Below are 26,396 nucleotides of genomic sequence, written 5' to 3' on the forward strand. Positions count from 1 at the left end.
GTTTTAGTAAAAGATTTCAAATTACAATTTTATACTTTATAAGTCTAAAAAATAACTTCTTAGTTACAAACAATAATTTTAATTTTTAGTCTTTCATTTTTACATTTCGTCACTAAAGAAAATAGCATTCATCAAAAGCTTGTTAGTGCCATACCAAAAAGCTCTAAAGTTAGTGTTATCTGTAAATAAAACTGTATTTCCTTTTCCAAGATTATTATGTCTAAATGGTACAGTTCCCGATAGAGAGTCTAGATTTTTTTTACTGATATAACCGCTTAGCAATGGTTTTTTTGTGTATTGAATTGGGTTGTTATAACTCTGTTTGTCCGACTTAATAAATAGCCGTGTATTTCTGAAAAGAGAAATTTTATCGTTTTTATACCCAAAATTTATTGGGTGAGAGCGGTCTGTTTTAGCTTCAAATATAGCTCCTCCGATTACCTGAGCACCAAAAAAGTCTTGTTTTTGTTCGAATGAAATGTTTTTGGCTTCATTTTCTGGTGTAACAAATTCAATCTTCATAAGTTCATTATTCTTAAAGAATTGGGCGGCATTTCTATACCCTATTAATGTGCCTCCATTTTTAACCCATGTTTTTAGCTTTTCAGACTTTTTTTGGTCAAAGGGGTGTTCCCTGCTATTAGGGAGGATGATATGAGTGTATTGTGATAGATTAACTCTGCTAAAGTTATCAGTTGTTAGCTTTGTTATAGGAATGTCGTAGCGTTGATCCATAAGATGCCAGATTTCACCTGAATCATAAGAAGTGATTCCTTTACCAGTAAATAATCCAATCTTAGGTATTGATAGGGCTCTAAATTTATTACTTCCTAGATCTATCCCTTTGGTCAATCCAGTACTAACTCCAGTAATATCAATATGATTATCTGTCGCTATATCTTGAAGTAAAGCCTGTATTTCTTCTTTACTTAGCTTTTGATTCTGAACTGGTATGAGGATGGTACCATAATCATAATTTTTATTTTCCAGAGAAAAAGGCTTCATTCCGACTTTGGCTCGTAACCCATGAGCAAGAATTTGATACAAAGCTCTTGGGCTATAATATTCATGCCATTGCATTAGATATGCATAATTACTTTTGTTAACGGTGCTAGCCTTTCGATGTGCAGGTTTTGATATTTCACTACCTAGATTAGAAATTGATAGATTTTCTACATAATCCAGATTAAAGGCTAGGGGAAAGGTCCATGCAGACACATCATAAAACAAACTATCCTGAAATGTTGTTCTTTTTTCAAAAATTGCCTTTAGTAGTCTTTTTTGCCGTTGATCTTTTGGAACAACATAGCTATATTCTTTTTTAAAAGCTTTTCCTTCAATAGATATATCTTGTTTGAGGTTATATAATTTGACTTTATGCCTTTTAAGGATCTCTGCCAAGTGGTATGAAGATGCGGCATCTTTTTCATTACCAAAAATGTATGCGTCTTTAGAAGGCTCTTTTCTGGCGTTGTTATAGAAATTGCGTTTGTATTCTATTAACTCTTTTCGCATTGATTTTGCAGCTTCTAGGGTAGAGAGTGTTGCGGTGAATTGGTTTCTTATGGTAAACGGAAAAGTAAGTATACCATTATCCGTTTGTTGGGCATGCCCGCGAGAACTACCTTGTTCAAACAAGATGCCTATACCACCATTAATATCAGGGAAAGTAGATCCTTTACCATAATAAAAATCATCAAAATTCTCTTCGGTATAGTATAACGATCCAATGTTGTCTAACGCTTTGGCGTGGTAATTAGCAATTTTTTTGGTTAACTCTTGATTTAACTTTGGAGTTAAAGGATGAGTTCGAGATTGAATTCCTGGTTGAAAAAAGAAAGTGCTGTTAGAGCCCATTTCATGGTGATCTGTGAGAATGTTTGGATACCACTGATGAAAAGTTTTGATACGAGCTCTGGATTCTGGTAATTGTACTGGTAGCCAATCACGGTTCATATCAAACCAGTAATGATTTGTTCTGCCTCCTGGCCATACTTCGGTGTACTCCCGGTCTTGTGGATCCGTAGTAATGTTTTTATTTTTGTTAGTATTAGCCCAATAAGCAAAGCGTTGTAGTCCGTCTGGATTAAATGAGGGGTCGAGTAAAATAACTACATTGTTTAGTAAGTCATCTATTTTTTGTCCCTGTGCTGCAGCGAGATAGTATGCGGCAATTAGAGCAGCGTTAGAGCCGCTTGGTTCATTTCCGTGGATAGAGAATCCCTGATATACAACTGCTGGTAAATTTTCTATGTCTAATAGATTAGAATCATTTCGAGTTAAGGAAACATGTTTTTCCTGTATTTCCTTAAGTTTGCTTCGGTTTTTTTGAGAAGTTATTGTTAGTAGTATGATCGGACGATCTTCAAAGGTTTTTCCTCTATCTTCAATTGTTATTCTAGGGGAAGCTTTCGCAATAGCTCGCATGTATGCAATGAGCTTATCGTGCGTTACATGCCATTTCCCAGGAACATAGCCAAGTATACTTTGTGGAGTTGGGATGTTGGGATTGTAAGTGACATCTTTTGGTAGGTAGTATTCTAGTGATAAGTCATTTTGAGAAAATGAAGAAAAGCACAATAATGCAAAAAAAACAGTAAAGATGTATTTCATACGTATAAAATTTTATAATTACTTTTAAAACAAATCAATTGAGAAAAGGAGAAAATAAAGTACTACCTGATTCTCTATGTTAAAAAAATATGCAATCCCTTTTTGAGGAGATGTTTACATTTTTTAGTGTTTGTTTGATTTAAACCATTTTTGGGAGTGTGAATATAAAAAAAACCGCCTCAGTGAATGAAACGGTTTACATAACTTTAACTTAAGTCTTGTTTTGTTTAGATGTCATCAAAGCTTACATCAGTAAAACTTTCTGTAGAAGCAACGACTTCTTCTACATTGTCAACATTATCTTTTTCATAAGATTTTTGAAAATCTTTTTGGTGTCTTTCACTTATTACTTCTTCACCTTTTTCTTCGACAATGAAGTGAGTCATTTCATTTAAGATTTCTGTAAACCCAACAAAATCTTCTTTGTAAAGGTATATCTTATGTTTCTTATAGTGAAAAGATCCATCATCATTGGTGAATTTTTTACTTTCAGTTATCGTTAGATAATAATCTCCTGCTTTTGTAGCTCTTACGTCAAAGAAATATGTTCTTCTTCCTGCTCGCAAAACTTTTGAGAAAATTTCTTCTTTATCCATCATTTCATTATCACTCATAATCCGTATTTATTAATTAATTAATATTGTTATGATGGTTTCAAAAATCCAAAAAAATTGTTAATCGGACAAAAAAAACTCAAATTTCTTTTTCGCTAAGTTGTTTTAAATAAAGCTCCTTGTAATACCCTTCAGCGCTTATTAGTTGATTATGAGTGCCTTGCTGGATTATTTTACCACCTTCTAGTACTATAATTTTATTTGCATTTTTAGCAGTAGATACCCTGTGACTTACAATAAAAGTAGTTTTGTCTTTAGAAATTTTACGAAGATTGCTTAGAATTTCTTCTTCGGTACTAGTGTCTACAGCCGATAAACAATCGTCAAAAAGTAATATAGAAGGGTTTTTGATAATTGCTCTCGCAATAGAGACACGTTGTTTTTGACCTCCAGAAAGGGTAATTCCTCGTTCTCCCAAAACGGTAGCGTATCCTTTACTAAATTCTATAATGTTTTTATGAACTACTGCGTTCTTGGCAGCTTTGTGCACTTCATCATCAGTAGCTTTTTCATTCCCAAATTTAATATTGTTTTTTATGGTGTCACTAAACAAAAAAGCATCTTGAGGGACATAACCTATGTGTTTTCTTAAGTCAGTTAGATTGAGGTCTTTTATAGAAGTGCCGTCAATTCGTATTTCACCCTTAGAGATATCATAAAGCCTACCTATCAAATCTAATATAGTAGATTTTCCGGACCCTGTTTTTCCTATAATGCCAATAGTCTCTCCTCTTTTAACCTCAAAACTCATATCTTGTATTGCTTTGATATTGGTGTCGTCATAGGTAAAAGATACATTGTCGAAAACAATATCTCCTTTAATTGGAGTTTTTTGCGTCACTGTACTAGTAATTTCGGGCTCCTGACTAAGAAATTCGTTTATTCTAACCTGAGAAGCCTCAGCTTGTTGAACAATAGAGCTAACCCAGCCTACTGTAGCTACTGGCCAGGTAAGCATATTTACAAATATGATAAACTCTACTATAACACCAAGATCTTCAATAGTACCATTTATAAATTGTTTTCCGCCAATATAAATCACTAAAATATTACTGAATCCAATAAGCAAAACCATTAACGGAAAAAATAAAGCCTGTACTTTGGCTAAATCTAGGTTTTTGTCTTTACTGGTGTTAGATAATTCTGCGAAATTTTTTTGAGTTTGTAACTCTATACCAGAGGCTTTAATCACGGTAATGCCGCTAAAAGTTTCTTGAGTAAAAGTTGTTAGTTTTGATAAAAACTCTTGTACAATAGTACTTCGTTTATGAATGGCTACACTTAATTTATATATTAAAACAGATAATATTGGTAAAGGAGTTACGGTATATAATGTAAGTTTTGGTGCGATACTAATCATATAGCCAATTACTACTATAAATAGGGTAATGGTATTAACACTATACATTATTGCAGGACCGATATACATTCTTACTTTGGATACATCTTCACTAATACGATTCATAAGATCTCCTGTTCTATTCTTTTTATAGAAATTAAGAGATAGCTTTTCATAGTGTTGGAATACTTCATTTTTTAAATCATATTCGATAAACCGTGACACTACAATAAATGTTTGACGCATTAAAAAGGTAAATAAGGCAGAGATGAGTAATGCCCCAACAATTAGAGATATGTTAATTATAAGACCATTTTCAACCTCATTAATGTCAGTGACTTCTTTATTTATGTATTGCTCCACAACATCAACAGAATCACCAACTAAAGTAGGAACAATTGTAGCAAAAATCCTTGCAATTATGGTGATGATTAAACCAATAATTAGTCTGTACTTATACTTAAAAAAATATTTGTTTAAATGGCGTAATGCACGCATAAAAGATTATTATTTAAAAATAGATTTATTAATAAATTCGTAAAGTTTAACAGTTATAAAATTGAAATAGATAAAAATATGTTATTTTAGCCCCCTAATTTTGAATATAATAAAATATCATTTTAAAAATTTCCACAACATGATAACCGAAGTATTTGCTGTAAATCAACTAAAAAAAGAAGCCCCAGTATTTGGTCAACTATCTTTTGATGATCATGAACAAGTTGTTTTTTGTCAAGACAAAGATACAGGATTGAAGGCAATTATTGGTGTACATAACACAATTTTAGGACCGGCTTTGGGAGGAACAAGAATGTATGATTATGCAACAGAATGGGACGCTCTTAATGATGTATTGAGGTTATCAAGAGGAATGACATATAAAGCGGCTATCACAGGTTTAAACCTGGGAGGAGGTAAGGCAGTTATTATTGGAGACCCCAAAAAAATAAAAACCCCTGAGCTTATGAGACGCTTTGGGAAATTTGTACATACCTTAGGAGGTAAATACTATACGGCAGAAGATGTAGGTATGGAAACTTCTGATATGGATACTGTGAGAGAGGTTACTCCTTATGTAACAGGGATTTCTGAAGCAAAAGGAGGTGCAGGAAACCCTTCTCCAGTTACTGCCTATGGAGTTTTTATGGGAATGAAAGCTGCAACAAAATTTGCTTACGGGAATGACTCTCTTGATGGAAAACGAATTTTGGTTCAAGGAATAGGACATGTAGGTGAGGAGCTAGTTCGGTTAACATCAGAAGAAGGAGCCAAAGTAGTAATTAGCGATATTAATGAAGAAAGACTTGCAGCCGTAAGTGCAAAATATGGAGTAAAGGTTTATAGAGGCGATGATTTATATGCAGAGCCTGCAGATATATATGCTCCTTGCGCTCTTGGAGCGACTATCAATGATGATACCATTAATAAATTAAAGGTAAAAGTAATAGCGGGAGCGGCTAATAACCAATTAGCTAATGAAAATATTCACGGAGAGTTATTGCAAAAGAAGGAAATTGTTTATGCTCCAGATTTTTTAATTAATGCTGGTGGTATTATAAATGTATTCGCGGAGATCGAAGGGTACGGAAGAGATCAGATTGTAGCTAAGACCGAAAATATTTATGACACAACTTTGGATATTTTAAATAAAGCAAAAGCAACAAGTATGACAACAAATGCTTCTGCAATTAGTATTGCCGAAGATAGAATTGCAGCTCGAAAAAAGGAAAAATAATAAAAATAATTGCCTTATAAAAAAAGTCATTTTTAGACAGGTAGATTAAAAATAATAGTATTTTTGCAAGGCAAAAGCTAAAAAATATGCTTTTGCCTTTTTTAATATAAAGTTCTTTGTAATTTCCTATGTTAACCAGAAGACATATTCGAGTAAAAGTAATGCAGTCCCTCTATTCGATAGAGCAGACGCAAAGTGATAATCTTGATAAAGAAGAAAAATTCCTTCTTTATAGTATAGATCAGATGTATGAATTATTTCTTATAAACCTTCAGCTTCTGGTAGAAATTAGAAAGCATGCTGCTGATTTTTTAGAAAAAAGTCAAAAAAAATACCTAGCTACTTCAGAAGAAAAAGATCCAAACACCAAATTCATTAATAATGAAGTATTGTTGTTGTTGGAGAAAAACATAGAATTAGAAACAGAAATTGAAAGAAAAAAACTCAATTGCTGGGAGTTAGATGGTGAATATGTGGCGATATTATGGGAAGAGATTAAAAAAAGCGAACTCTATAGTACATATATGAGTACAAAACTTAGCTCTTTTAGAGAAGATAAAGATTTTGTACTTGATGTTTTTAAAGAAATCATAGCTCCCAATGATAAACTCTATGAATATATAGAGGATAAGAAATTGACCTGGATTGATGATTTACCCCTGGTGAACACATCTATTATCAAAATGTTACGTAAAATCAAAGCATCTTATGATGAGACTATGACATTACCAAAGCTTTATAAAGATATAGATGATAAAAAGTTTGCTACAGATATTTTTAAAAAAACCACACTTAATGGAGCTGAATATGCAAAAGAAATAGATGGTAAAACTCCAAATTGGGATCAGGATCGTATTGCAGAACTAGATAAGGCTATAATAAAAATGGCAATTTGTGAGTTTGTAAAGTTCCCTTCTATACCCGTTAAAGTAACAATTAACGAATATTTAGAAATTGCAAAGGAATATAGTACTCCTAAAAGTAGTATTTTTATCAATGGAATTTTGGATAAAATTTCTAAAGAGTATCAAGAAAGCGGTAAATTAAACAAAGTAGGTCGTGGACTTATGTAATAATAGAAAAAATAGTATTTTTAACCCTCAACAATAATTAAAAAACCCAAGTAATGAAAAAAGGAATCTTAATTTTAGCCGGGGTTTTTGCAATGACATTTGTGTCTTGTAAGGATAAGGCGGCAGAAAAAGTTAAAGAAGAAAATGTAGAAATAGCAGCAGATCGTGATGCAAAGAATGCAGATTTCCCTGTTATGTCTTTCTCTCAAACTGAGCACGATTTTGGAACTATTAATGAAGGAGATGTAGTAGAACATAAATTTGCATTTACTAATACAGGGAAAGCTCCTTTAGTAATTGTTAGTGCAAAAGGTAGTTGTGGATGTACAGTGCCAGAATGGCCAAAAGAACCAATTGCACCTGGAGCAACAGGAGAGATGTTAGTTAAATTTAACTCTAATGGGAAACCAAATCAGCAAACTAAGCAAGTTACTATAACTGCTAACACAGAAGCTGGAAAAGAAATTCTTAAAATTAAAGCTATGGTAACACCAAAGGCTAAGCCTGTAAGTGGAACACCAGTAAGCGAATAATATAATATGGATCAAATTCAACAATTTCTGCCTTTTATTTTAATATTTGTAGTGATGTATTTCTTTATGATACGACCGCAAATGCAAAAAGCAAAAAAGGAGAAAAAATTTGCTGAAGAATTAAAAAAAGGAGATCGCGTAGTAACAAAAAGTGGTCTTCATGGAAAAGTCTTTGACTTCAGTGAAAAAAATAACGCTGTTATTATCGAAACAGGTTCGGGGAAATTAACATATGATAAGTCTGCAATTTCATTGGAGATGAGTCAAAAATTAAATCAGCCGGCAGATAAGAAGTAATAACTAGCCTACTTTTCTAAAAGCGCGATAAAATTAACTTAATTTTATCGCGCTTTTTTATCTCTTATGTTTTTATTAACTAGTGCTATATAGCATAACACACATCGGGTTTATTAATTAAAGCTATTTTGTCTGGGTTATTAATCCATTATCTCGTAGAATAAAACAATGTAGAAGTATGCTTCATACTAAATAAGTTAAAGTCCTAAAGTTATAAACAAGATGTTAGGAGGGATATGTTTTAAGTTTTTGCGAAGAATAGAAAAAGCTTTTGTAACCTGACCTTCTACTGTTTTAATAGAGATATTCAGGTACTCAGAAATTTCCATATTAGTTAGCCCTTCTTTTTTACTTAGAATAAAGACTTGTTTACATTTTGGAGGTAAATTACATATTTCTTTATTAACCAGTTTGATATATTTGTCTATCATTAATTCGTTTTCTTCTAAAGTTCTTTCTAGTGCATTATTAAATTTGTTTTCTAAAGTTAGGGTTGATTGTCTTTTTCTATAATGATCAATAAACTCATTATAAACAGATTTGTATAAATATCGATCTATAAGATACTCAGTCTTTAGGTGTTCACGTTTTTCCCACGTTTTGATCAACACATTTTGAACAATGTCTTCTGCAATTATGGGATTATTTGTAAGACTGGTTGCATAAGTACATAGTTTTTTGTGAAAACGATTAACTAAGTATTCATAAGCTTTTTCATTCCCTTTTTTTAATTGAATAATTAATGTTTTATTCTTTTCAAACTCCAACTTCATTCGATCAATCTTTTAAAGGTATACAAATTATTTTTTTTGTGTAAATATAAAAAAAATGTTAAAAAATGTATTATTACGTTAAAAATATTAAAAAAAAATGTTAAAAACGTAAGGGTATTGTGAATTGTCTTCGTAATAGGCAATAGAAGGGATGTAGTAAACATTAATTAATGGAAAGATTAATAATAAAATTTATCACAAATTCAATTTCTAAAGAAGAGCTTGATAAACTAGAGGAATGGTTAACTAAAACGGAAAATGTTAAAACATTTAATGAATACGTGAAATTGAATTATGCTATAGATTTCAAGATGCATCAATTTGATCTTCTTAAAGCAAAGAGTTTATTACTAAATAGAATAGAGAAGGATAAAAGAAATAGTAGTAAACAAAGGTTTTTAGATATCATTAAATATGCTGCAATAGTAGTTGTTTTTTTAGGATTAGGATTGTTTGCTAAGATGATATTGGTCGATAAACAAAATAGAAGAGTAGATAATAGTCAATTAATTGTAGAGGAAAAGAATATTATTTTAAGATTAGAAAATGGTGAATCTAGAATTATAAAAAGAGAAGAGAATCTCAACTTAATAAGTAGTAATGGTAAAGTTTTAGCTGAGCAGAATGGAAATCAGTTAAATTACCAATCAGGTGTTGTTTCCGATAGTATTATGTATAATGAATTATTGATACCTAATGGTAGACAATTTGAATTGATATTGTCAGATGGTAGTAAAATTCATTTAAATGCTGGTAGTGTTTTTAAATATCCAGTACACTTTGTCAAAGGGGATGCGCGACAGGTTTTTTTAAGTGGAGAAGCTTATTTTGATGTAGCTTCAGATCAAGAACGTCCATTTATTGTTAATACAAAAGAAATAGGAATACAAGTTGTCGGAACCAAATTTAATGTAGTGTCATATTCTCAGGATTTTTCTTCACCTCATGTAGTATTAGTGGAAGGTAGTGTAGGACTATTTAAGAAGGGAAATAAATTCAATGGGAAGAAAGATAGAATGCTTAAACCTGGTTATAGAGGGGAATGGAAAAGAGAAAATGAGGATTTTTCTATTCAGAAGGTAAATGTTGAGGAATATCTTTCATGGCGCAATGGAGAGCTTATCTTCCGACATAGGTCATTCAAAGATATTGTCAATACACTGGAACGTCATTATAATGTTGAGATTATTAACAAAAACAAGAAATTAGAGAAAGAACTCTTCAATGCTAGTTTTAAAAAGGAATCTATTCATAACATATTAATATACTTTCAGGATGTATTGGGCATAGAATATTCCATTAGTGATAATAAAATTGTAATTAAGTAATAATAAATAAATCATTTTAAGGGATGGTATATGATAATAAAATATCTCCATGTATATGGAAATATTCCTTTACCAAAAAAGATTTAATGTTGAAACTATTTGGCTTTTTTGTCATAATTATGATTTTTCTTTTTTCAGAAAATTCCTACGCACAGAAAAAACAAATTACTCTGAATTTAGAGAATATCACAATTGAAGGAGTACTTAATAATATTGAAAAGAAGACAGATTATAGATTTATATACAAAATAAAAGATATAAAATTAAATGATGTAGTAAATATCAGGGTCGAAAATATGGCTATTGAGTTTGTACTGGATAAACTCTTTTTAAACTTTCCAATAAAGTATATAATTAGAGGTAAACAGATTATTCTAAAAAAAGGAGCCAGTAAATCTGTTAAAAATAAGGATAAGAAGCTCATTAAACCTAGAGTTCTGAGAGTGGTTATGGGCACAGTAAAAAACCAAGAAGGCTTACCTCTTTCTGGAGCTAATATTCAGGAAAAAGGGACAAATAAGGGTGCACAAACTGATTTTGATGGCAATTTTTCCATAGAGGTAACCCAAGAAAATGCACTTTTAGAAATTTCTTTTATAGGATTTTTAAAGGAAAAGATAAGAGTTGAAAATATGAAGCATATAAATATTGTACTTCAAAAAAAGACAGAAGATCTGGATGAGATCATGATCGCTGCATTTGGAATATCCAAGGTTAAAAAATCTTTAACCTATGCTTCTCAGGAATTAAAGGAAGAAGATATAAATAAAGTAAAACACCTTCATCTAATTAATAGTTTATCAGGAAAATCTGCAGGGATAATTGTTAAGAGAAGTGCATCAGGTATAGGAGGGGCACTGAAAGTTACCTTGAGAGGGAATTCTTCAACCACTAATAATGATCCTTTGTATGTAATTGATGGAGTGCCTTTGGCTAATTCAGGAAATGGACAGAATGGGAGTAGTGGTTTTGATAGTGTTTTTGGTGCAGTTACTGGTAATAGAGATGGAGGAGATATAATATCCCTCATGAATCCAAATGATATAACAAATATTTCAGTACTAAAAGGAGCATCTGCTGCAGCTCTATATGGTAGCCAAGGAAGCAATGGAGTTATTTTGATAACTACCAAAAAAGGAAAAGAAAGAAAGCTTGAAGTAACAATGAATTCAAATTTGACAGTAGATAGAGTGTTTTCGTTGCCAGAATTACAGGTAGCATACCAATCACCTTCTGTTGGTCAACCAATAGGGCTTAATGGAAACGTAATTAATCCTCAATCCTGGGGTGTAAAAACTTCAGGATTGTCAAATACCATAGATGATTTTTTTAATACAGGTTTTACTTTTGTTAAATCAGTATCATTATCAGCTGGAACCCATAAAACACAGACCTATTTATCCTTTGCCAATACTCAGGCATCTGGTGTAATCCCAGAGAACAAATTGTTAAGAAATAATTTTAACATAAAAGAAACCGCTTCTTTTCTGAATGATAGAATAATGATATCGGCAAATGTAAACCTGAGTGATCAGAGAATTAAAAACAGACCTGTAAGCGGGCTTGCTTCAAATCCATTACCAGGTCTTTATGTTAATCCTGTAGGAATAGATTTAAATCATTATAAAGAAAACTTCGAATATTTTAACCCAGTTACCAATATGATGGAACAGTTTGCATCAACTATTGATAACATTCAGGAAAATCCGTACTGGATTATTTATAGAGAACCTAGTAAAGATATTGTTCAACGTGTAATGACAAATTTATCATTCGATTATATGTTAACGAAAACGTTTTCGTTAAAATCCATAGTAAGTTATGATAAGTCATTTTTTAATTATGACAAACGGTTTTACGCAAGTAGTAATCCAACAGAAGTAGCACCAACTGGAAGATATATTTTAGAAACTACAACGAATACCCAGCAATATGCCGATTTAATAGCTACCTATGCTCCAAATATTTCGAAAAAATTATCTATAACAAGTTTAATAGGTACTAGTTTTATTAAATCATCTATAGGTGATCAAACCTATTTGGATTCAGGAAAAGGAGGACTTGTATATCCTAACTCTTTTACTATTGCAAATTTTGCTGATTCTAGAAGTATTTATCAGAAAGTTAATAATCGAGAGGTCCAATCACTTTTTGGGTCTGTTAACTTTGGATTTAAAGATAAGCTGTTTCTTGATATCACGGGTAGAACTGATTGGTCTTCAACCTTAGTTAATACTGATTTTTCATCATTTTTTTATCCTTCAGTGGGAATTACCGGGGTTTTAAGTGAGATGATTAGGTTCTCAGAGATTGTTTCTTTTGCAAAACTAAGATTTTCTTATGCAGAAGTCGGAAAGGATTTACCTGTATTTGTAACTAGCGCTCTTAATAGAATCGGGGAAGATCAGAATACGGTAATTGGCTCGACAGTTGGTTTAAGGCAAGGAGAAACACTTAAGCCAGAAAGACAGAAGGGGGTGGAATTTGGAACAGAATGGCGTTTTTTTAAAAACCGATTAGGAATGGACTTTACATATTATAACTCTAGTACTTCAGATCAGATTTTTTTTATTACAGCCGAACCCAACGTAAAAGGGTACTCACAGAATATAGTGAATGCAGGAGAAATAACAAATGAAGGAATAGAATTGATAGTCAAGGCTAAACCATTTGTCAATACTGAAGGCTTTAATTGGACTACTATAATTAATTATTCAAAGAATAAAAACAGGGTAGTTTCTGTTCACCCAGACCTTAATAATAGAGAAGCAATTATTAATCTGGCAGGTGCTCCTAATGGATATGGATATTCTTTAATAGAGGGGGAAGATTATGGAAGTATTCGCGGTTTTTCTGTAGAAAGAAATGAACAGGGAATACCTTTAGTAACAAATGATAATGGAAATTTGACTTTGAATACAACAGCAGTTTCTACTATTGCTCATGCGCAACCAAATTTTACAATAGGATGGAAAAACAGTTTTAGTTTCAAAAATCTCTTTGCCGATTTTCTAATTGATGCAAAGGTAGGTGGTCAAGTAGTAAGTGTAACTGAGGCGATTAATGATTTTTATGGTGTTTCTCAAGCTACTGCGGATGCTAGATCCAAAAATGACGGAAAAGTACACGTTATTGACCAAAATGGAGATTTTCAGCAAATGACCGCACGTAATTATTATACGACTATCGGAGGAAGAGATGGACTTTTAGGAGAGTATGTATATAATGCAACAAATATAAATTTACGAGAAGCATCTATAGGATATAACATGTTTTTTAAAGAATGCCTAATAGATATGATGCAAGTATCATTAATAGCCAATAATGTGTTTTTTCTTTTAAAGAAAGCTCCTTTTGATTCTAATATAACTTCTAGTACAGGGATTGGATTACAAGGGGTGGATATATATAATCAACCTACATCAAAAAGTATTGGATTAAATATTAATATAAAATTTTGAATACGTGAAAAAAGTAATCTATCATATTTTGGTTGCTGGAGTTTTGTTTACATTAGATGGGTGTACAAGTGATTTTCAGGATACTAACTTAGATCCTCATGGTATTTCTGATCAGTCTCTAGAACAAATGAACAATCATATAAGAGGAGCATTTTCCTCTTTGTTTTTAAATGTGTTTAGAATTGTCACTGAGTATCAATTACAACAAAACCTTAATGGGGATTTATATTCTGGATATATGGCGACGCCTGTACCTTTTAGGGGAGGAATAAATAATACAACATATGCTTTAGTTGATGGTTGGAATCGTAAAGTATGGGAATATGCATACCTAAATGTAATGCCTAGTTCACGTAAAATAAAGAATACAGTTGAATTAAGTCAAGACTCAAGCAATGGAAAATTCGTTCATTTGGCTAATATTATTAAAGTACTGGCGATGCAACGGGTGTCAGATATATATGGACCTATTCGTTATACAAAATATGATGATCCAGAAACTACAGCCGAGTATGATTCTCAGGAAGTAGTGTATAAAGCGTTTTTTTCAGATTTGAATCAGGCTGTAGATGAATTAAAAAAATACGAATCGGATGAATCGTTTACCCCTTTTGATATGTCATTAGCAAATGGAGATATTTCTGTATGGAGAAAATTTGCTAATTCGTTGCGATTGCGTTTGGCAATTCGAGTAGTAAAAGTGGATCCTGTTTTGGCAAAAAAACAAGCTGAGCTGGCATTGTCATGTGATGCAGGTTTTTTGGAAAGCAGTTTTATTATTAATACCGGATATGACCATCCACTAAATGTGATTAGTGATACTTGGGGAGATATTCGAATGGGAGCAGTGATGGAGTCTATTTTGGAGGGATTTAATGATGCCAGAATTCATACATATTTTTTGCCAGCAGAAGATCCTTTGTTAGAAGGAGTATATAAAGGGTTACGTACTGGTATTGAATTAGAAGCTAAAGCAAAATACTTAGGACATTCTGCTATCGGCAGTGTTGTGGATGGTCAGGATGTCGTATGGTTTACAAAGGCTGAAGTAGATTTCTTAAAAGCGGAAGCGGCGTTGAGAGGTTGGTTTGGAGTACTAGGAACTCCCAAAGAAAATTATGAAGAAGGAATAAGAGCTTCTTTTGTGCAACATGGTATTCCTGTGGGAGGATATTTGACAGACAACACTAGTACGCCAAGAGATTATAAGGATATTCTAAATCCAAGTAATAATATTTCTTATCCTAGTAAATTGAAAATAGCCTATGACGAGTCTGGGACTAAGGAAGCACAATTGGAACAGATTATTACTCAAAAATGGATAGCTATGTTTCCAGACGGGATGGAGGCTTGGTCTGAATACAGGAGAACAGGGTATCCCCAAGTTTTTCCTGTAGTTATCAATAATAGTGGAGGTCTTATTGATACAAATATTCAGATAAGAAGATTCAATTTTCCGGATACAGAAGTAAATGTCAATACTGAAAATGTAAAAAAAGCTATTGGTTATTTGAAAGGTCCTGATAATGGAGGAACCCGGCTATGGTGGGATATTCATGGAGGAAATTTTTGATAAAATTTGTAATGGGTTAACAATGTTAAATTAATTGCTAGGGAAGAAAATATAAAATCAAGATTTTAAAATATAAAAAAATAGATGCATACTATTTTAATTAATAGAGGGTCATATACATCTGATAACTAAATGTAAACTTAAAAAACTAATTATGAAACGAAAACTATTATTTTGTCTATTATTTTTAACAATAGTTACAACAACTCTATTTGCTCAATCTTTAGATTCTAATTACATTATTCCCAGACCTTATCAAGTAAATTCGACAAATAAGCTTTTTTCTTTATTACCTACATCTGCAATACATGTTCAAGGCTCTGAAAAGAGTAAATCGATAGGTATAGCCACTATCTTTAGAAACAGACTGAGACCTTCAACAGGATATACGATCCCTATATACTCCAATGGTGAAAGAATTCAAACAGGGAGTATTGTTCTTAGTTTAAATGGAAGCTATGATTCAAATTTAGGCGACGAAGGTTACAAACTGACTATTGGTGAGACCAGGATTACTTTAGTAGCGAACAAAGCAGCAGGACTATTTTATGGAACACAGAGTTTGCTTCAACTTTTACCTTCAAGTATTTTAAAAAAAACGGTTCACGATGCTACCTGGGTCATTCCAACTGGTACCATAATCGATAACCCACAATATGGACACAGAGGAAATATGCTGGATATCGCTAGACACTTTTTTACTCCAGCAGTCATAAAGCGTCAAATTGATTTAATGGCCATGTATAAAATGAATGTTTTACATCTACATTTATCAGATGATCAAGGATGGAGAATTGAGATAAAGTCTTGGCCAAATTTAGCATTAATAGGTGGTTCTACTGAAGTAGGTGGAGGACCTGGAGGTTATTTAACTCAGGAAGAATATAGAGATATCGTGCAGTATGCCAACGACAGATTTATTACTATTATTCCCGAAATTGATATGCCAGGTCATATTAATGCCGCTTTAGCTTCATATGGAGAACTTAACTGTGATAATCAACCTAAGTCTTTGTATACAGGAACAGCTGTTGGATTTAGTACGCTTTGTGCAGATGAGCAAAATATAATTAAACCAGAAGTTTTGGATTTTATGAGGGATGTGATTCGAGAACTTGCAGATATGACAACTGGACCATTTATACATGTTGGTGGAGATGAGGTTCCAACAAGTACTTTACCAAGAGAAGCCTTTCTTAATTTTGTGAATGAATTGGAGCGTATTGTACAAGCCAATGGTAAGAAAATGATAGGTTGGACAGAAATAAGTTTTTCTGAACTTGATTCAGAAACTATAGTGCAAAATTGGAAAAGTGGTGGAGGAAAGATTGAAGGAGCAGTAGAACAGGGATCGAAAATTATTATGTCTCCACAGAGCAACATTTATCTTGATTATAGTTACTCTAGAAGTGATGTGCAGCATTCTTACAGCTGGAATCCAACAACTATTCAGGCTTTCAAAGGGATAAAACCAGAGCAGATAGTAGGTGTGGAATCTGCGCTTTGGACAGAAAGAACAGAGACAGAAGATCAGATTGACTTTAGAACATACCCTAGATTGGTAGGAGTAGCTGAAGTTGGATGGTCAGATGCATCTTTAAATAATTGGGATGAATACAAGGAACGTTTAGGTTTTCATAAAAACCGATTTGAAAATCTTGAAGTTAATTACTATGAATCTCCACTAGTGGTTTGGAAAGACGATTTGAACCCTCCAATTCCATGTACTTCATCAAATAACATAATCATGGAGCGGTATGATAATATTGAAGGATCAAGTATTTCTGACCTTTTAAATGCTCCTAATTATCCAGAAAGACCTACTTCGGTGGTCTATCTTGATAGATTTCATATTCCTGTAAATAAAGGTGATAACTATGGAGCTAAATTAAGTGGTTATTTTATTGCACCCGAAACAGGAGCTTATCATTTTTGGGTAACTGGAGATGATAATGTAGAGTTAAATCTCAGCTTGGATGGACTACCTAAAAACAAAAACCGGATAGCTTATCATAATGGTCATGCAGCAGCAGGGGATTGGAACAAGTATTCTACCCAAAAGTCGGAAGCAATAAGTTTGGTAGCAGGAAATAGATATTATATTGAAGCTCTGCTCAAAGAAAAAAGTGGAGCGGATATTTTATCCGTGGGATGGCTTAAGCCTGGGGATGAAAACAGAAATACTCCTTCAGAGGTAATACCTTGCCATGTTTTTACAGAAAGACCAGGATGTTCTGAAGATTCGATACTTACAATGGAACGTTATAATAATATAAGTGGTTTAGCGATTTCAGACCTTTTAAATTCATCTAATTATCCTGACAAACCTTCTTCTGTGAATAGTCTTACTCAATTTGATATTCCTCGTAATTCAGGAGATAATTATGGAGTACGGGTTCGTGGTTATCTTTCTGCCCCAAAAACTGGTATTTACTATTTTTGGGTTGCCGGTGATGACCATGCGGAGTTGAATCTAAGTATTGATGCTTCTCCAAGAAATAAAAAGAGAATCGCATATCATAATCATTGGACCAATTATAAACAGTGGAACAAATATGATACCCAAAAATCTGAAGGTATAAAATTAGTTGCAGGAGAAATATATTACATAGAAGCATTAATGAAAGAAGCTAGTGGTGGTGACAACCTGACAATTGGATGGCGTAAACCAGGTAATGGTGATGGAAGTGTTCCTGTTGAAGTAATTCCAATTGATGCATTTACACACAGGCCTCAAGGGTTCTTAACTATGGAACGTTATGATAATATAAATGGTATATCGATTTTAGATCTTTTAAATGCTTCCAATTTCCCAGATAATCCTTCATCTGTGACCACTCTTGATAATTTTGATATTCCACTGGATGCAGGGGATAATTATGGAGTAAGAGTTAGTGGTTATATTGCTGCACCAGAAACCGGAAACTACTATTTTTGGGTAGCAGGTGATGACCACGTAGAATTAAATTTGAGTAGCAATTCTTTCTCTGGGAATAAAAAAAGAATCGCTTATCATTCTCGATGGACAAATTATAAAGAGTGGAATAAATATCCTAGTCAGAAATCTAATGCAGTGAATTTGAAAGCAGGAGAAGTATATTACATAGAAGCATTAATGAAAGAAGGGGGACGTAATGATAATCTGACTGTTGGTTGGAGAAAACCTAGTGATGGTCATGCGAGTACGCCAAAAGAAGTTGTTCCTTGTAGTATATTGGTTCAAAAACCTAGAGGAATATTGACTATGGAACGTTATGATAATATAAATGGTATAACGATTTCAGATCTTTTAAATGCTCCCAATTTCCCAGATAACCCTTCATCTAAGATCACTCTTAATAATTTCGATATTCCACAGGGTGCAGGGGATAATTATGGAGCACGAGTTAGTGGATATCTTTCTGCTCCAGAGACAGGAACTTATTATTTTTGGGTTGCTGGTGATGATCATGTAGAATTAAGCTTGAGTACAGATAGTTCTGTAGAAAACAAGAGGAAAATTGCACACCATACAAGATGGACAAACCATAAGCAATGGGATAAATTCGAAACTCAAAAATCTATAGGAATACATTTAGTTGCCGGACAAGTATATTATTTAGAAGCTTTATTGAAAGAAGGAGGTCTTAATGATAATTTAAGTGTGGGGTGGCGCAAACCTAGTCAAGGTAATGGAAGTATACCTGTAGAAGTGATTCCGGCTAGTGCATTTACTAGTGAGATGCCAGTTGCATCAAAAACAGTGGAAAGAAATATTCTGGTCAATACTACTGAGAATATAGAATCTGAATTTGATTTTAGTCAAAATCCTGCTAAAGATAAGGTTTCAATTGAAGTTTATAATCTTAATGAAAGTAAAGCTTTGGAATATAATATCTACACGTTATCAGGAAGGTTGATTTATTCTGATACAGGAAATTCTAAAAAAGTGATAGACTTAAGAGGTTTCAATAAAGGAATGTATATTGTAACTGTGAAATTTGATAATTCGACATTATTTAAAAAACTGATTATTAGGTAGTTGTTTGATTTAAGAATGAAATGCTAGAGGTGGTTCTCTAGTATTGTACTTGTAATTCTTATTTGTTCAATGTTAAAAAAAATGATTTTGATTTTTGTTCTGACAATTATAAGTCTGCAATTTCATTGGTGATGAGTCAAAAATTAAATCAGCCGGCAGATAAGAAGTAATAACTAGCCTACTTTTCTAAAAGCGCGATAAAACTAATGTAATTTTATCGCGCTTTTTTATTTCTCATATTATTTTTAATTAACTCTTCATGGTAACAATTCGCTGAGGTAAAGGAGCGTCATAACTAGCATTTCCTAGAGCTTCTACAATTCTTTGACGGGTATCCCAATACACATCCCAGTAATCTTCGCAGGTAGAATACGGTAAAGCCAGTAGCTCTATCCCATTAGCTCCCAGATTATTGACAGCTACTCTTGGCGCAGGCTTTTGTAATACATTTTGATCAGATTTCATTACTTCCATAACAATTTGTTTTGCTTTTTCTATATCAGCTCCGTACTGAATTCCAAATGGCATGTCTACTCTTAGATTACCAATCGTCGTAAGGTTTGTTATGGTTCCTGCAGTAATTGCTCCGTTGGGTATAATTTCTGTTTTATTTTGAAAAGTTTCAAGAACAGTTACAAAAACCGAAATTTCCTTTACAAACCCTAGTTTTCCTCCGGTTTCTATAAGGTCTCCAACTTTAAAAGGTCTAAACACCAGAAGCATAACTCCGGCAGCCATATGTCCTAGAGAACCATTAAAAGCACCTCCTATAGCTAATCCGACAGCCGCTAACAAGGCTGCAAATGTTGCGGTAGGAATTCCTACGATTCCTGCAATCGAAATAAATAAAAGTACTTTTAGTAAGAAATTTACCAGTGTTACTAGAAAAGGTTTTAAGGTGTGATCAACCTTACTTTTGTCAAAAGTCTTTTTAATGGCTTTCATGATCATTTTTACAATCCAAAGACCAATAATTAAAGCAACGATTCCTCCAACAATTTTTAATCCATATTGACCAGCACCTTCTTGTATAGAGTTAAAAAAGCCACTAAGGGAGTTCATAATAGTACTCCCTGTTTGAGATGTGACTGTTGTTGCAGTATCCAATACTTTTTCTGTTGTTTGCATGATTTATGTTTTTATGTGATTTATAGTTACAACATAAATCTACTATTATCATGAGTATCGCATTAGGGCGATTAGATGATAAAAATGCAGAAAATCGTTTAAAGTATAGAAATACCGATAAGTTGTTAATTTACTTTTGGGCTGTTAATTCAGTGATTTTTACAATCACTTCTACAGCTTTGATCATACTTTCTACAGGAACATATTCATAACGACCATGGAAATTATGACCACCAGCAAAAATATTAGGACAAGGTAGTCCCATAAAACTTAATTGAGACCCATCGGTTCCTCCTCGTATAGGTTTTATGATGGGTTCAATATTAAGAGATTTCATAGCTTCTTCAGCAATATCAACTATATGCATTACCGGCTCAACTTTTTCTCGCATATTGTAATACTGATCTTTGACCTCTATTTTTACTACATCATTTTCAAGTTTCGAGTTGATTTTGTTAGCTATATTTTTAAAAGTTTCTTTTCTACTTTCAAAAAGCTTTTTATCATGATCCCTTATTATGTAATGTAGCTGAGTTTCTTCTACATCCCCTTTTATATTGTGTAGATGGAAAAACCCTTCTCGACCACTTGTGTGTTCAGGAGTTTCTGTTTCGGGTAGTGAATTGATAAAATCTTGGGCTATGTACATACTATTGATCATTTTGCCTTTAGCATAACCAGGATGTACAATCTTACCTTTAATAGTAACTAAAGCTCCAGCAGCATTAAAATTTTCATATTCTAGCTCTCCAATTTGACTGCCATCCATAGTGTAAGCCCAATCTGCTCCAAATTTGGAAACATCAAATTTATGAGCTCCACGACCAATTTCTTCATCAGGAGTGAACCCTACTCGAATTTTTCCATGTTTAATTTCGGGATGTTGTATTAAATACTCCATGGCACTAACTATTTCGGTAATTCCGGCTTTATCATCTGCTCCCAGAAGTGTAGTCCCGTCTGTCGTAATAAGTGTTTGCCCAGTGTATTGTTTTAGATCCTCAAAATAATCGGGAGAAAGAATAATATTCTCTGAAGCATTTAATACAATATCTTTTCCGTCGTAATTGTCTATGATCTGTGGATTTACATTTGCTCCTGTAAAATCAGGGCTAGTATCAAAGTGTGATATAAAACCAATTGTAGGAACTGCATGATCAACATTAGATGGAAGAGTAGCCATGATATAGGCATTTTCGTCTATGCTTACATCCTCTAATCCAATGTCTTTTAGCTCCTGAACCAGTTTGTTGGCAAGATCCCATTGTTTTGAAGTACTTGGAGTCGTATTGCTTTCTGGATCACTTTCGGTATCAATGGTTACATAGCTTATAAATCTATTTATAATATGCTGTTTTGAAATCATAATAATATTTTAGTATCTGAAGAATTCAAAAATACACTTTTATTAGAACCTTGGATGACTTATTTTTGCACAAGCAAAATTATAGTTAATGTATAAATTCTTACTACGTCCTTTATTATTCCTTTTTGATCCCGAAAAAGTACATCATTTTACTTTTAATATGGTTAAGTTTTTATCAAAAATTCCTTTGGTACCCTCGATATTCAGAAGTTTATATGCAGTTAAAGGAGCCAAGTTACAGAGAGAAGTTTTTGGTTTAAAATTTGAAAACCCGGTAGGATTAGCAGCGGGATTTGATAAGAATGCCGTTTTGTATAATGAACTGGCTAATTTTGGATTTGGGTTTATTGAGATAGGAACTGTAACCCCAAAAGGTCAGGAAGGTAATCCTAAAAAAAGATTGTTTAGACTTAAGGCTGATCAAGGGATTATTAATAGAATGGGGTTTAATAATGAAGGACTCGATGCAGTTATTAAGCAGCTTAAGAAAAATAAAGGAAAGCTTATTATTGGAGGCAATATAGGAAAGAACACAGCTACTTTACCAGAAAATTATACCAAAGATTACCTTAAGTGCTTTAGAGTATTACATCCATATGTTGATTATTTTGTTTTGAATGTAAGTTGCCCGAATGTTGGGAGTCATGCAAAACTTAATGATAAAGAGTATTTGAATGAATTGATATTGGCTGTACAACAAGAAAATAAAACATTTGAAAAACAAAAACCAATTGTGCTAAAGATTGCTCCGGATTTAAATACAAATCAACTGGATGAAATAATAGAATTAGTTGCCGAGACTAATTTGGATGGTGTGATTGCAAGCAATACTTCGGTTACAAGAGAGGGGTTAAAGACTCCAAACACTAAAATTGAAAGTATTGGTAATGGGGGACTAAGTGGGCAACCTATAAAAAATAAAAGCACTGAGGTAATTAGATATTTATCAGAAAAAAGTAATAAAGCTTTTCCTATTATTGGAGTAGGTGGGATTCATAGTGCTGAGGATGCTATAGAAAAATTAGAGGCTGGTGCAAGTTTGGTGCAGATATATACTGGTTTTATATATGAAGGTCCTAGATTGATTAAACGTATTAACAAAGCACTACTAAGTAGTTAGGTTCTTTGCAATATGAACTACGAGATTCTTTACACTTTTGTTTTGGCTACTTCGGCATTAGCAATCTCGCCAGGACCGGATAATATATTTGTGCTAATGCAAAGTGTGGTAAATGGTAAAAAATATGGATTGGCTGTAGTGTCTGGATTAATGTCTGGGTGTTTGATTCATACTACACTTGTAGCGTTTGGTGTATCAGTTATCATTAAACAAAGTGAAATTCTTTTTTTTAGTATTAAACTATTTGGAGCACTATACTTGTTTTTTCTGGCGTATAAAGTATTTAGAAGTGAAGCCTCGGTGAATCTTACAGAAGGGAGTATGCCAAAAAAAAGCATTTGGCAATTGTTCAAACAAGGATTTGTGATGAATGTGTTAAACCCTAAAGTGTCTATATTCTTTTTGGCGTTTTTCCCTGGTTTTTTATTTAGTAAGACTATGAGTAATGTGTCACAGTTCTATATGCTTGGATTTCTTTTTATTATGGTTTCATTTACTGTTTTTGGATTGGTAGCTATTTTGGCAGGATCCATTTCTGAATATTTAAAAAAGAACTCCAATATAGGTGTTATACTAAAATGGCTTCAGATAGTCGTATTTGTCGGTATTGGAGTCTTTATTCTTCTTTCAGAACAATAATTAATGTACTTATAAGGAAAAACCAAGACAATAAGCCTTGGTTTTATATTGGCAAAGTTTAAATAATATTAGTCTTTTAAATTGTAATATTCTTTGATATCCTGAAAATTTGAAAAACTAGCACTATCCAGGTCACTACTAGCAACTAAAACAAACCTAAGCCTTAGATTGGATTGATTAAAAGTGGCGCGTAAGGTTGCTTTTCCAACTTCAATTTTATCAATTTCCAATATTATATCACCACCACTACTAATGGGTAATGTTTCCCAATAGTCATTACCTGTAACCGTTACATAGCCAAAAACAAAGCCGTTATCGAATATTTCTTGTGTCAATTCAGGAATGTCAAAAACATTATCTCCATTAGAGATGGTTTGATCCTCAAATAAAACAGAAACCACATTGGCATTACCGTTTTCTCCATCTGTTCCATCCTGTCCATTTGTTCCGTCTTGTCCGTCAGTTCCTTGTTCCCCTTGTGGTCCGGCAGGACCAACAGCACCGTCTTCTCCATCAGAGCAAGAAAATGTTAATAATGTAATAACTGCCAAAAAAAAGTACTGTAGTTTTAATTTTTTTGTTTTCATAATGTAAAGCTTTAATGTTTAAAATGTTTAAGGTTTTAAGTATTGTTTATAAATGTTTTCTAGGTCTCTATAATGTCATGTCAGATTTTGGGCAATGAAAATATCAGCTTCTCCCAATGTTTTTAGTTGGGAGTTGGTTGGTTGTAAATCAGTTGTTTTTCAATGCTTCTTTGTTAAAAAGAAAGACTTAATAAAATATGCATCCTAGTTAATTGCTACTAGCACGCTTTTAGTAACAAGTCTTCCATTTGCTTTGCGAGTTTCTTCTTTTACCATACCTACACCTTCTGCTATCCATTGTTTAGAGTGTAATGTTTTGGTCATTCCCATGGTTAATACGTTGGTATAGGTAATTACATAGCAATCAAATGTTCCGGCGGGAGTAGTAACTTGTTCTTTCTCAATTACTTTTCTGTTTTGCATAGTGGTGGTCATGTTTATGTTCATGATTCCAGCATTTACAGACATTTGTACTGATGCATTTGGTAGTTCCTGACCGACTGTTAAGCTATTAGGGAAAGAAATATCATCTCCCGTAATGCTATACTCCATGTCATTATACTGATCTAATATACCAGGGGCAATAAAAGATTCAGGATCCAGACGAGTAGTTTTTCCAGAGCAACGTGCTTTAAATGATGAAGAAATAATATGTTTGTTGTTTCTTCCATCTGCCAAATTCATTGAAATAGTAATAATACTTTGTTCACCAGTATTCTCAACTTTAGTAACCTTATACTGACTAATGATTTCGAGACGTTCTCGTTTGTCATATTGATGTATGGTCAATGTCTTTCCTTCCTGGCTAGCGTAAAATTTGCTACAATTGTTATTCTGTGCAGCTACTGTTTGAATCATCAGTATTGCAATTAAAAAAGCGATATGTTTCATAGATTATTTTGTTAACTGTTAGTATTTTTTTTTGATAAGTGGCATGATATTTATGGATTTAACCGAATTGAAAGAAATTCTCCATTTTGCTCCACCAGTTCATTTCTTCTATCAATTGCGTCTTGTATATAATCTGTATAATTGAAGTTGTTGGGTAAATTGATTAAAGTCAGATCATTATCTTCGAAACTTGAAGTGTCTTTGAAATAATTGATATAATCAGAAAGATTATCCGGTAGTTTTGGAAGTGTTATAGTATTCACCTCATTATTTGGAAAGGTAATGTCCCAAGAGAGATTTTTGCCATCAGGATTTGTCATTTGTGTTCTAACAATGGTACATAAATAATTGCCAGATGGTTGCACTTGCAGACTATTTGAGGTCGAGGTGTATGAGCAATTCCAATCTGGTTTTGTAATGGATAATGTTTCAGGTATATCATCAGTTTTAATTGGTTTACTATGATGCACTCCATCGGGATAAGAAGCTCCATATCTTATTAAGTAATATTCAAAACCTTCAGTAATTTTCATATGCTGAGGGTAATTACTTTCGAGACTCACGACTCTATTAGTGTCATAAATAGCGTAAAGATCAGTGTAACTACTTTCTGAAGTATCATTGATGGTTATAGAGCCTGTTGGTACTATAGTAAAATCAGCCAAACTTAACGTCCTATTTTCAATTTCTTTATAGTTGTCAATCCATGCATATCCATAAACTACAGGATCTACATCATTTGGCTTATACCTTATTTTGAGGAGTATCCTATCAGCAGAGTCTTCTTTGTTATAAGTATAGGTTTTAGTAGAGGCACTAGTTAAAGGGTCTACTCCATCTGTACTGGTTTTATTTTTTAATCCATAAACAAAAAGTCTGATTTGGCTAGCTCCGATTAAGTTTAGAGTAAATTTTATGCTACCGTTTCTGGTAGGGTTGTAGTTTGGAGCAATTGCACTAATGCCCACAGGAATATCTTTGATGGTGATTAAGCTTTTATAGTCTGTTGTTGCTAAAAGAGTTGTAAGCGTAAAGTTATTTGAAGCATACCCTTTAGCAGTTAGTGTATAGATACCTGGTACTTTATTGGTTTCTACCGTAGTTAAAATCTCACCTTCGGTATCGTTGGCTATGATCATATTAGGTAAGCTGTTTACACTTAAATTTGAGTAGTCTAATGTTGCTAGTATGATTTCTTGGTTGGGATCGACTCTGGGGGTGTCATCATCGTTAGAACAAGATAAAAACGAAGCTATAGACAGATATACTGTAAGTGCGTATATAATAGATTTTGATGTTTTCATT

General features: G+C 33.0%; 19 protein-coding genes. 10 read left to right on the forward strand and 9 right to left on the reverse strand.

Features of this window, described 5'->3' with window-relative positions; translation table 11 throughout:
- Positions 1-99: 99 nt before the first annotated feature.
- The 3 genes from C1X07_RS17230 to C1X07_RS17240 all read right to left on the reverse strand — a co-directional run bounded on the left by C1X07_RS17230 (position 100) and on the right by C1X07_RS17240 (position 5,064).
- The gene (locus C1X07_RS17230) at positions 100-2,613 is read right to left on the reverse strand and encodes a M14 family zinc carboxypeptidase (RefSeq protein ID WP_103071269.1); all 2,514 of its coding nucleotides are present in this window, start codon (positions 2,611-2,613) and stop codon (positions 100-102) included.
- Positions 2,614-2,840: 227 nt separating this feature from the next.
- Positions 2,841-3,227, reverse strand: coding sequence for a PUR family DNA/RNA-binding protein (locus C1X07_RS17235; RefSeq protein ID WP_103071270.1), 387 nt, complete (start codon positions 3,225-3,227; stop codon positions 2,841-2,843).
- Positions 3,228-3,306: 79 nt separating this feature from the next.
- Positions 3,307-5,064, reverse strand: a complete 1,758-nt coding sequence (locus C1X07_RS17240; protein WP_103071271.1) for an ABC transporter ATP-binding protein — start codon at positions 5,062-5,064, stop codon at positions 3,307-3,309.
- Between the two features lie 139 nt (positions 5,065-5,203).
- Between C1X07_RS17240 and C1X07_RS17245 the strand changes: the two genes are divergently transcribed.
- The 4 genes from C1X07_RS17245 (at position 5,204) to yajC (ending at position 8,204) form a co-directional block, all read left to right on the forward strand.
- Complete coding sequence (locus tag C1X07_RS17245; protein WP_103071272.1) at positions 5,204-6,301, forward strand: Glu/Leu/Phe/Val family dehydrogenase; 1,098 nt, start codon at positions 5,204-5,206, stop codon at positions 6,299-6,301.
- A gap of 128 nt (positions 6,302-6,429) precedes the next feature.
- Positions 6,430-7,374, forward strand: coding sequence for a transcription antitermination factor NusB (gene nusB / locus C1X07_RS17250; protein WP_103071273.1), 945 nt, complete (start codon positions 6,430-6,432; stop codon positions 7,372-7,374).
- Positions 7,375-7,427: 53 nt separating this feature from the next.
- Positions 7,428-7,907: a DUF1573 domain-containing protein gene (locus tag C1X07_RS17255; RefSeq protein ID WP_103071274.1), complete on the forward strand. Its 480-nt coding sequence runs from the start codon at positions 7,428-7,430 to the stop codon at positions 7,905-7,907.
- A 6-nt stretch (positions 7,908-7,913) separates the two neighbouring features.
- On the forward strand, positions 7,914-8,204 hold the full coding sequence (yajC, locus tag C1X07_RS17260; protein ID WP_103071275.1) for a preprotein translocase subunit YajC: 291 nt from the start codon (positions 7,914-7,916) through the stop codon (positions 8,202-8,204).
- A 197-nt stretch (positions 8,205-8,401) separates the two neighbouring features.
- Here yajC and C1X07_RS17265 read toward each other — a convergent pair whose 3' ends face one another.
- Complete coding sequence (locus C1X07_RS17265; RefSeq protein WP_103071276.1) at positions 8,402-8,977, reverse strand: RNA polymerase sigma factor; 576 nt, start codon at positions 8,975-8,977, stop codon at positions 8,402-8,404.
- Between the two features lie 170 nt (positions 8,978-9,147).
- Here C1X07_RS17265 and C1X07_RS17270 point away from each other — a divergent pair, with 170 nt between their 5' ends.
- From C1X07_RS17270 to C1X07_RS17285, 4 genes are all read left to right on the forward strand, one after another.
- Positions 9,148-10,305: a FecR family protein gene (locus C1X07_RS17270; protein ID WP_103071277.1), complete on the forward strand. Its 1,158-nt coding sequence runs from the start codon at positions 9,148-9,150 to the stop codon at positions 10,303-10,305.
- Between the two features lie 86 nt (positions 10,306-10,391).
- A complete protein-coding gene (locus C1X07_RS17275; RefSeq protein ID WP_164914188.1) occupies positions 10,392-13,766 on the forward strand; it encodes a SusC/RagA family TonB-linked outer membrane protein in 3,375 nt (1,124 codons plus the stop codon).
- A 4-nt stretch (positions 13,767-13,770) separates the two neighbouring features.
- Positions 13,771-15,339, forward strand: a complete 1,569-nt coding sequence (locus C1X07_RS17280) for a RagB/SusD family nutrient uptake outer membrane protein (RefSeq protein WP_103071279.1) — start codon at positions 13,771-13,773, stop codon at positions 15,337-15,339.
- Between the two features lie 154 nt (positions 15,340-15,493).
- Positions 15,494-19,360 (forward strand): family 20 glycosylhydrolase, encoded by a 3,867-nt coding sequence (locus tag C1X07_RS17285; RefSeq protein ID WP_103071280.1) that lies wholly within the window; start codon positions 15,494-15,496, stop codon positions 19,358-19,360.
- Between the two features lie 249 nt (positions 19,361-19,609).
- Here C1X07_RS17285 and C1X07_RS17290 read toward each other — a convergent pair whose 3' ends face one another.
- Both C1X07_RS17290 and pepT read right to left on the reverse strand, forming a co-directional pair.
- Positions 19,610-20,488 carry a mechanosensitive ion channel family protein gene (locus C1X07_RS17290; RefSeq protein ID WP_103071281.1) on the reverse strand — a complete coding sequence of 293 codons (879 nt, stop codon included), beginning with the start codon at positions 20,486-20,488 and terminating at the stop codon, positions 19,610-19,612.
- 130 nt (positions 20,489-20,618) lie between these two features.
- Positions 20,619-21,854 (reverse strand): peptidase T, encoded by a 1,236-nt coding sequence (pepT, locus tag C1X07_RS17295; RefSeq protein WP_103071282.1) that lies wholly within the window; start codon positions 21,852-21,854, stop codon positions 20,619-20,621.
- An 88-nt stretch (positions 21,855-21,942) separates the two neighbouring features.
- Between pepT and C1X07_RS17300 the strand changes: the two genes are divergently transcribed.
- The gene (locus C1X07_RS17300) at positions 21,943-22,974 is read left to right on the forward strand and encodes a quinone-dependent dihydroorotate dehydrogenase (protein WP_103071283.1); all 1,032 of its coding nucleotides are present in this window, start codon (positions 21,943-21,945) and stop codon (positions 22,972-22,974) included.
- A 12-nt stretch (positions 22,975-22,986) separates the two neighbouring features.
- Positions 22,987-23,613 (forward strand): LysE family translocator, encoded by a 627-nt coding sequence (locus C1X07_RS17305; RefSeq protein ID WP_103071284.1) that lies wholly within the window; start codon positions 22,987-22,989, stop codon positions 23,611-23,613.
- A gap of 68 nt (positions 23,614-23,681) precedes the next feature.
- On the opposite strand, the gene C1X07_RS17310 is transcribed toward C1X07_RS17305, so the two are convergent.
- The 3 genes from C1X07_RS17310 to C1X07_RS17320 form a co-directional block, all read right to left on the reverse strand.
- Entirely contained in the window at positions 23,682-24,200 is a 519-nt protein-coding gene (locus C1X07_RS17310) for a collagen-like protein (RefSeq protein ID WP_103071285.1), read from the reverse strand.
- Positions 24,201-24,404: 204 nt separating this feature from the next.
- Positions 24,405-25,091 carry a TapB family protein gene (locus C1X07_RS17315; RefSeq protein WP_128755310.1) on the reverse strand — a complete coding sequence of 229 codons (687 nt, stop codon included), beginning with the start codon at positions 25,089-25,091 and terminating at the stop codon, positions 24,405-24,407.
- 50 nt (positions 25,092-25,141) lie between these two features.
- Positions 25,142-26,395 carry a hypothetical protein gene (locus C1X07_RS17320; protein ID WP_103071287.1) on the reverse strand — a complete coding sequence of 418 codons (1,254 nt, stop codon included), beginning with the start codon at positions 26,393-26,395 and terminating at the stop codon, positions 25,142-25,144.
- Between the last annotated feature and the right edge of the window lies 1 nt (position 26,396).

This window comes from Aquimarina sediminis (assembly GCF_002895435.1).
Taxonomy (GTDB): Bacteria; Bacteroidota; Bacteroidia; order Flavobacteriales; family Flavobacteriaceae; genus Aquimarina; species Aquimarina sediminis.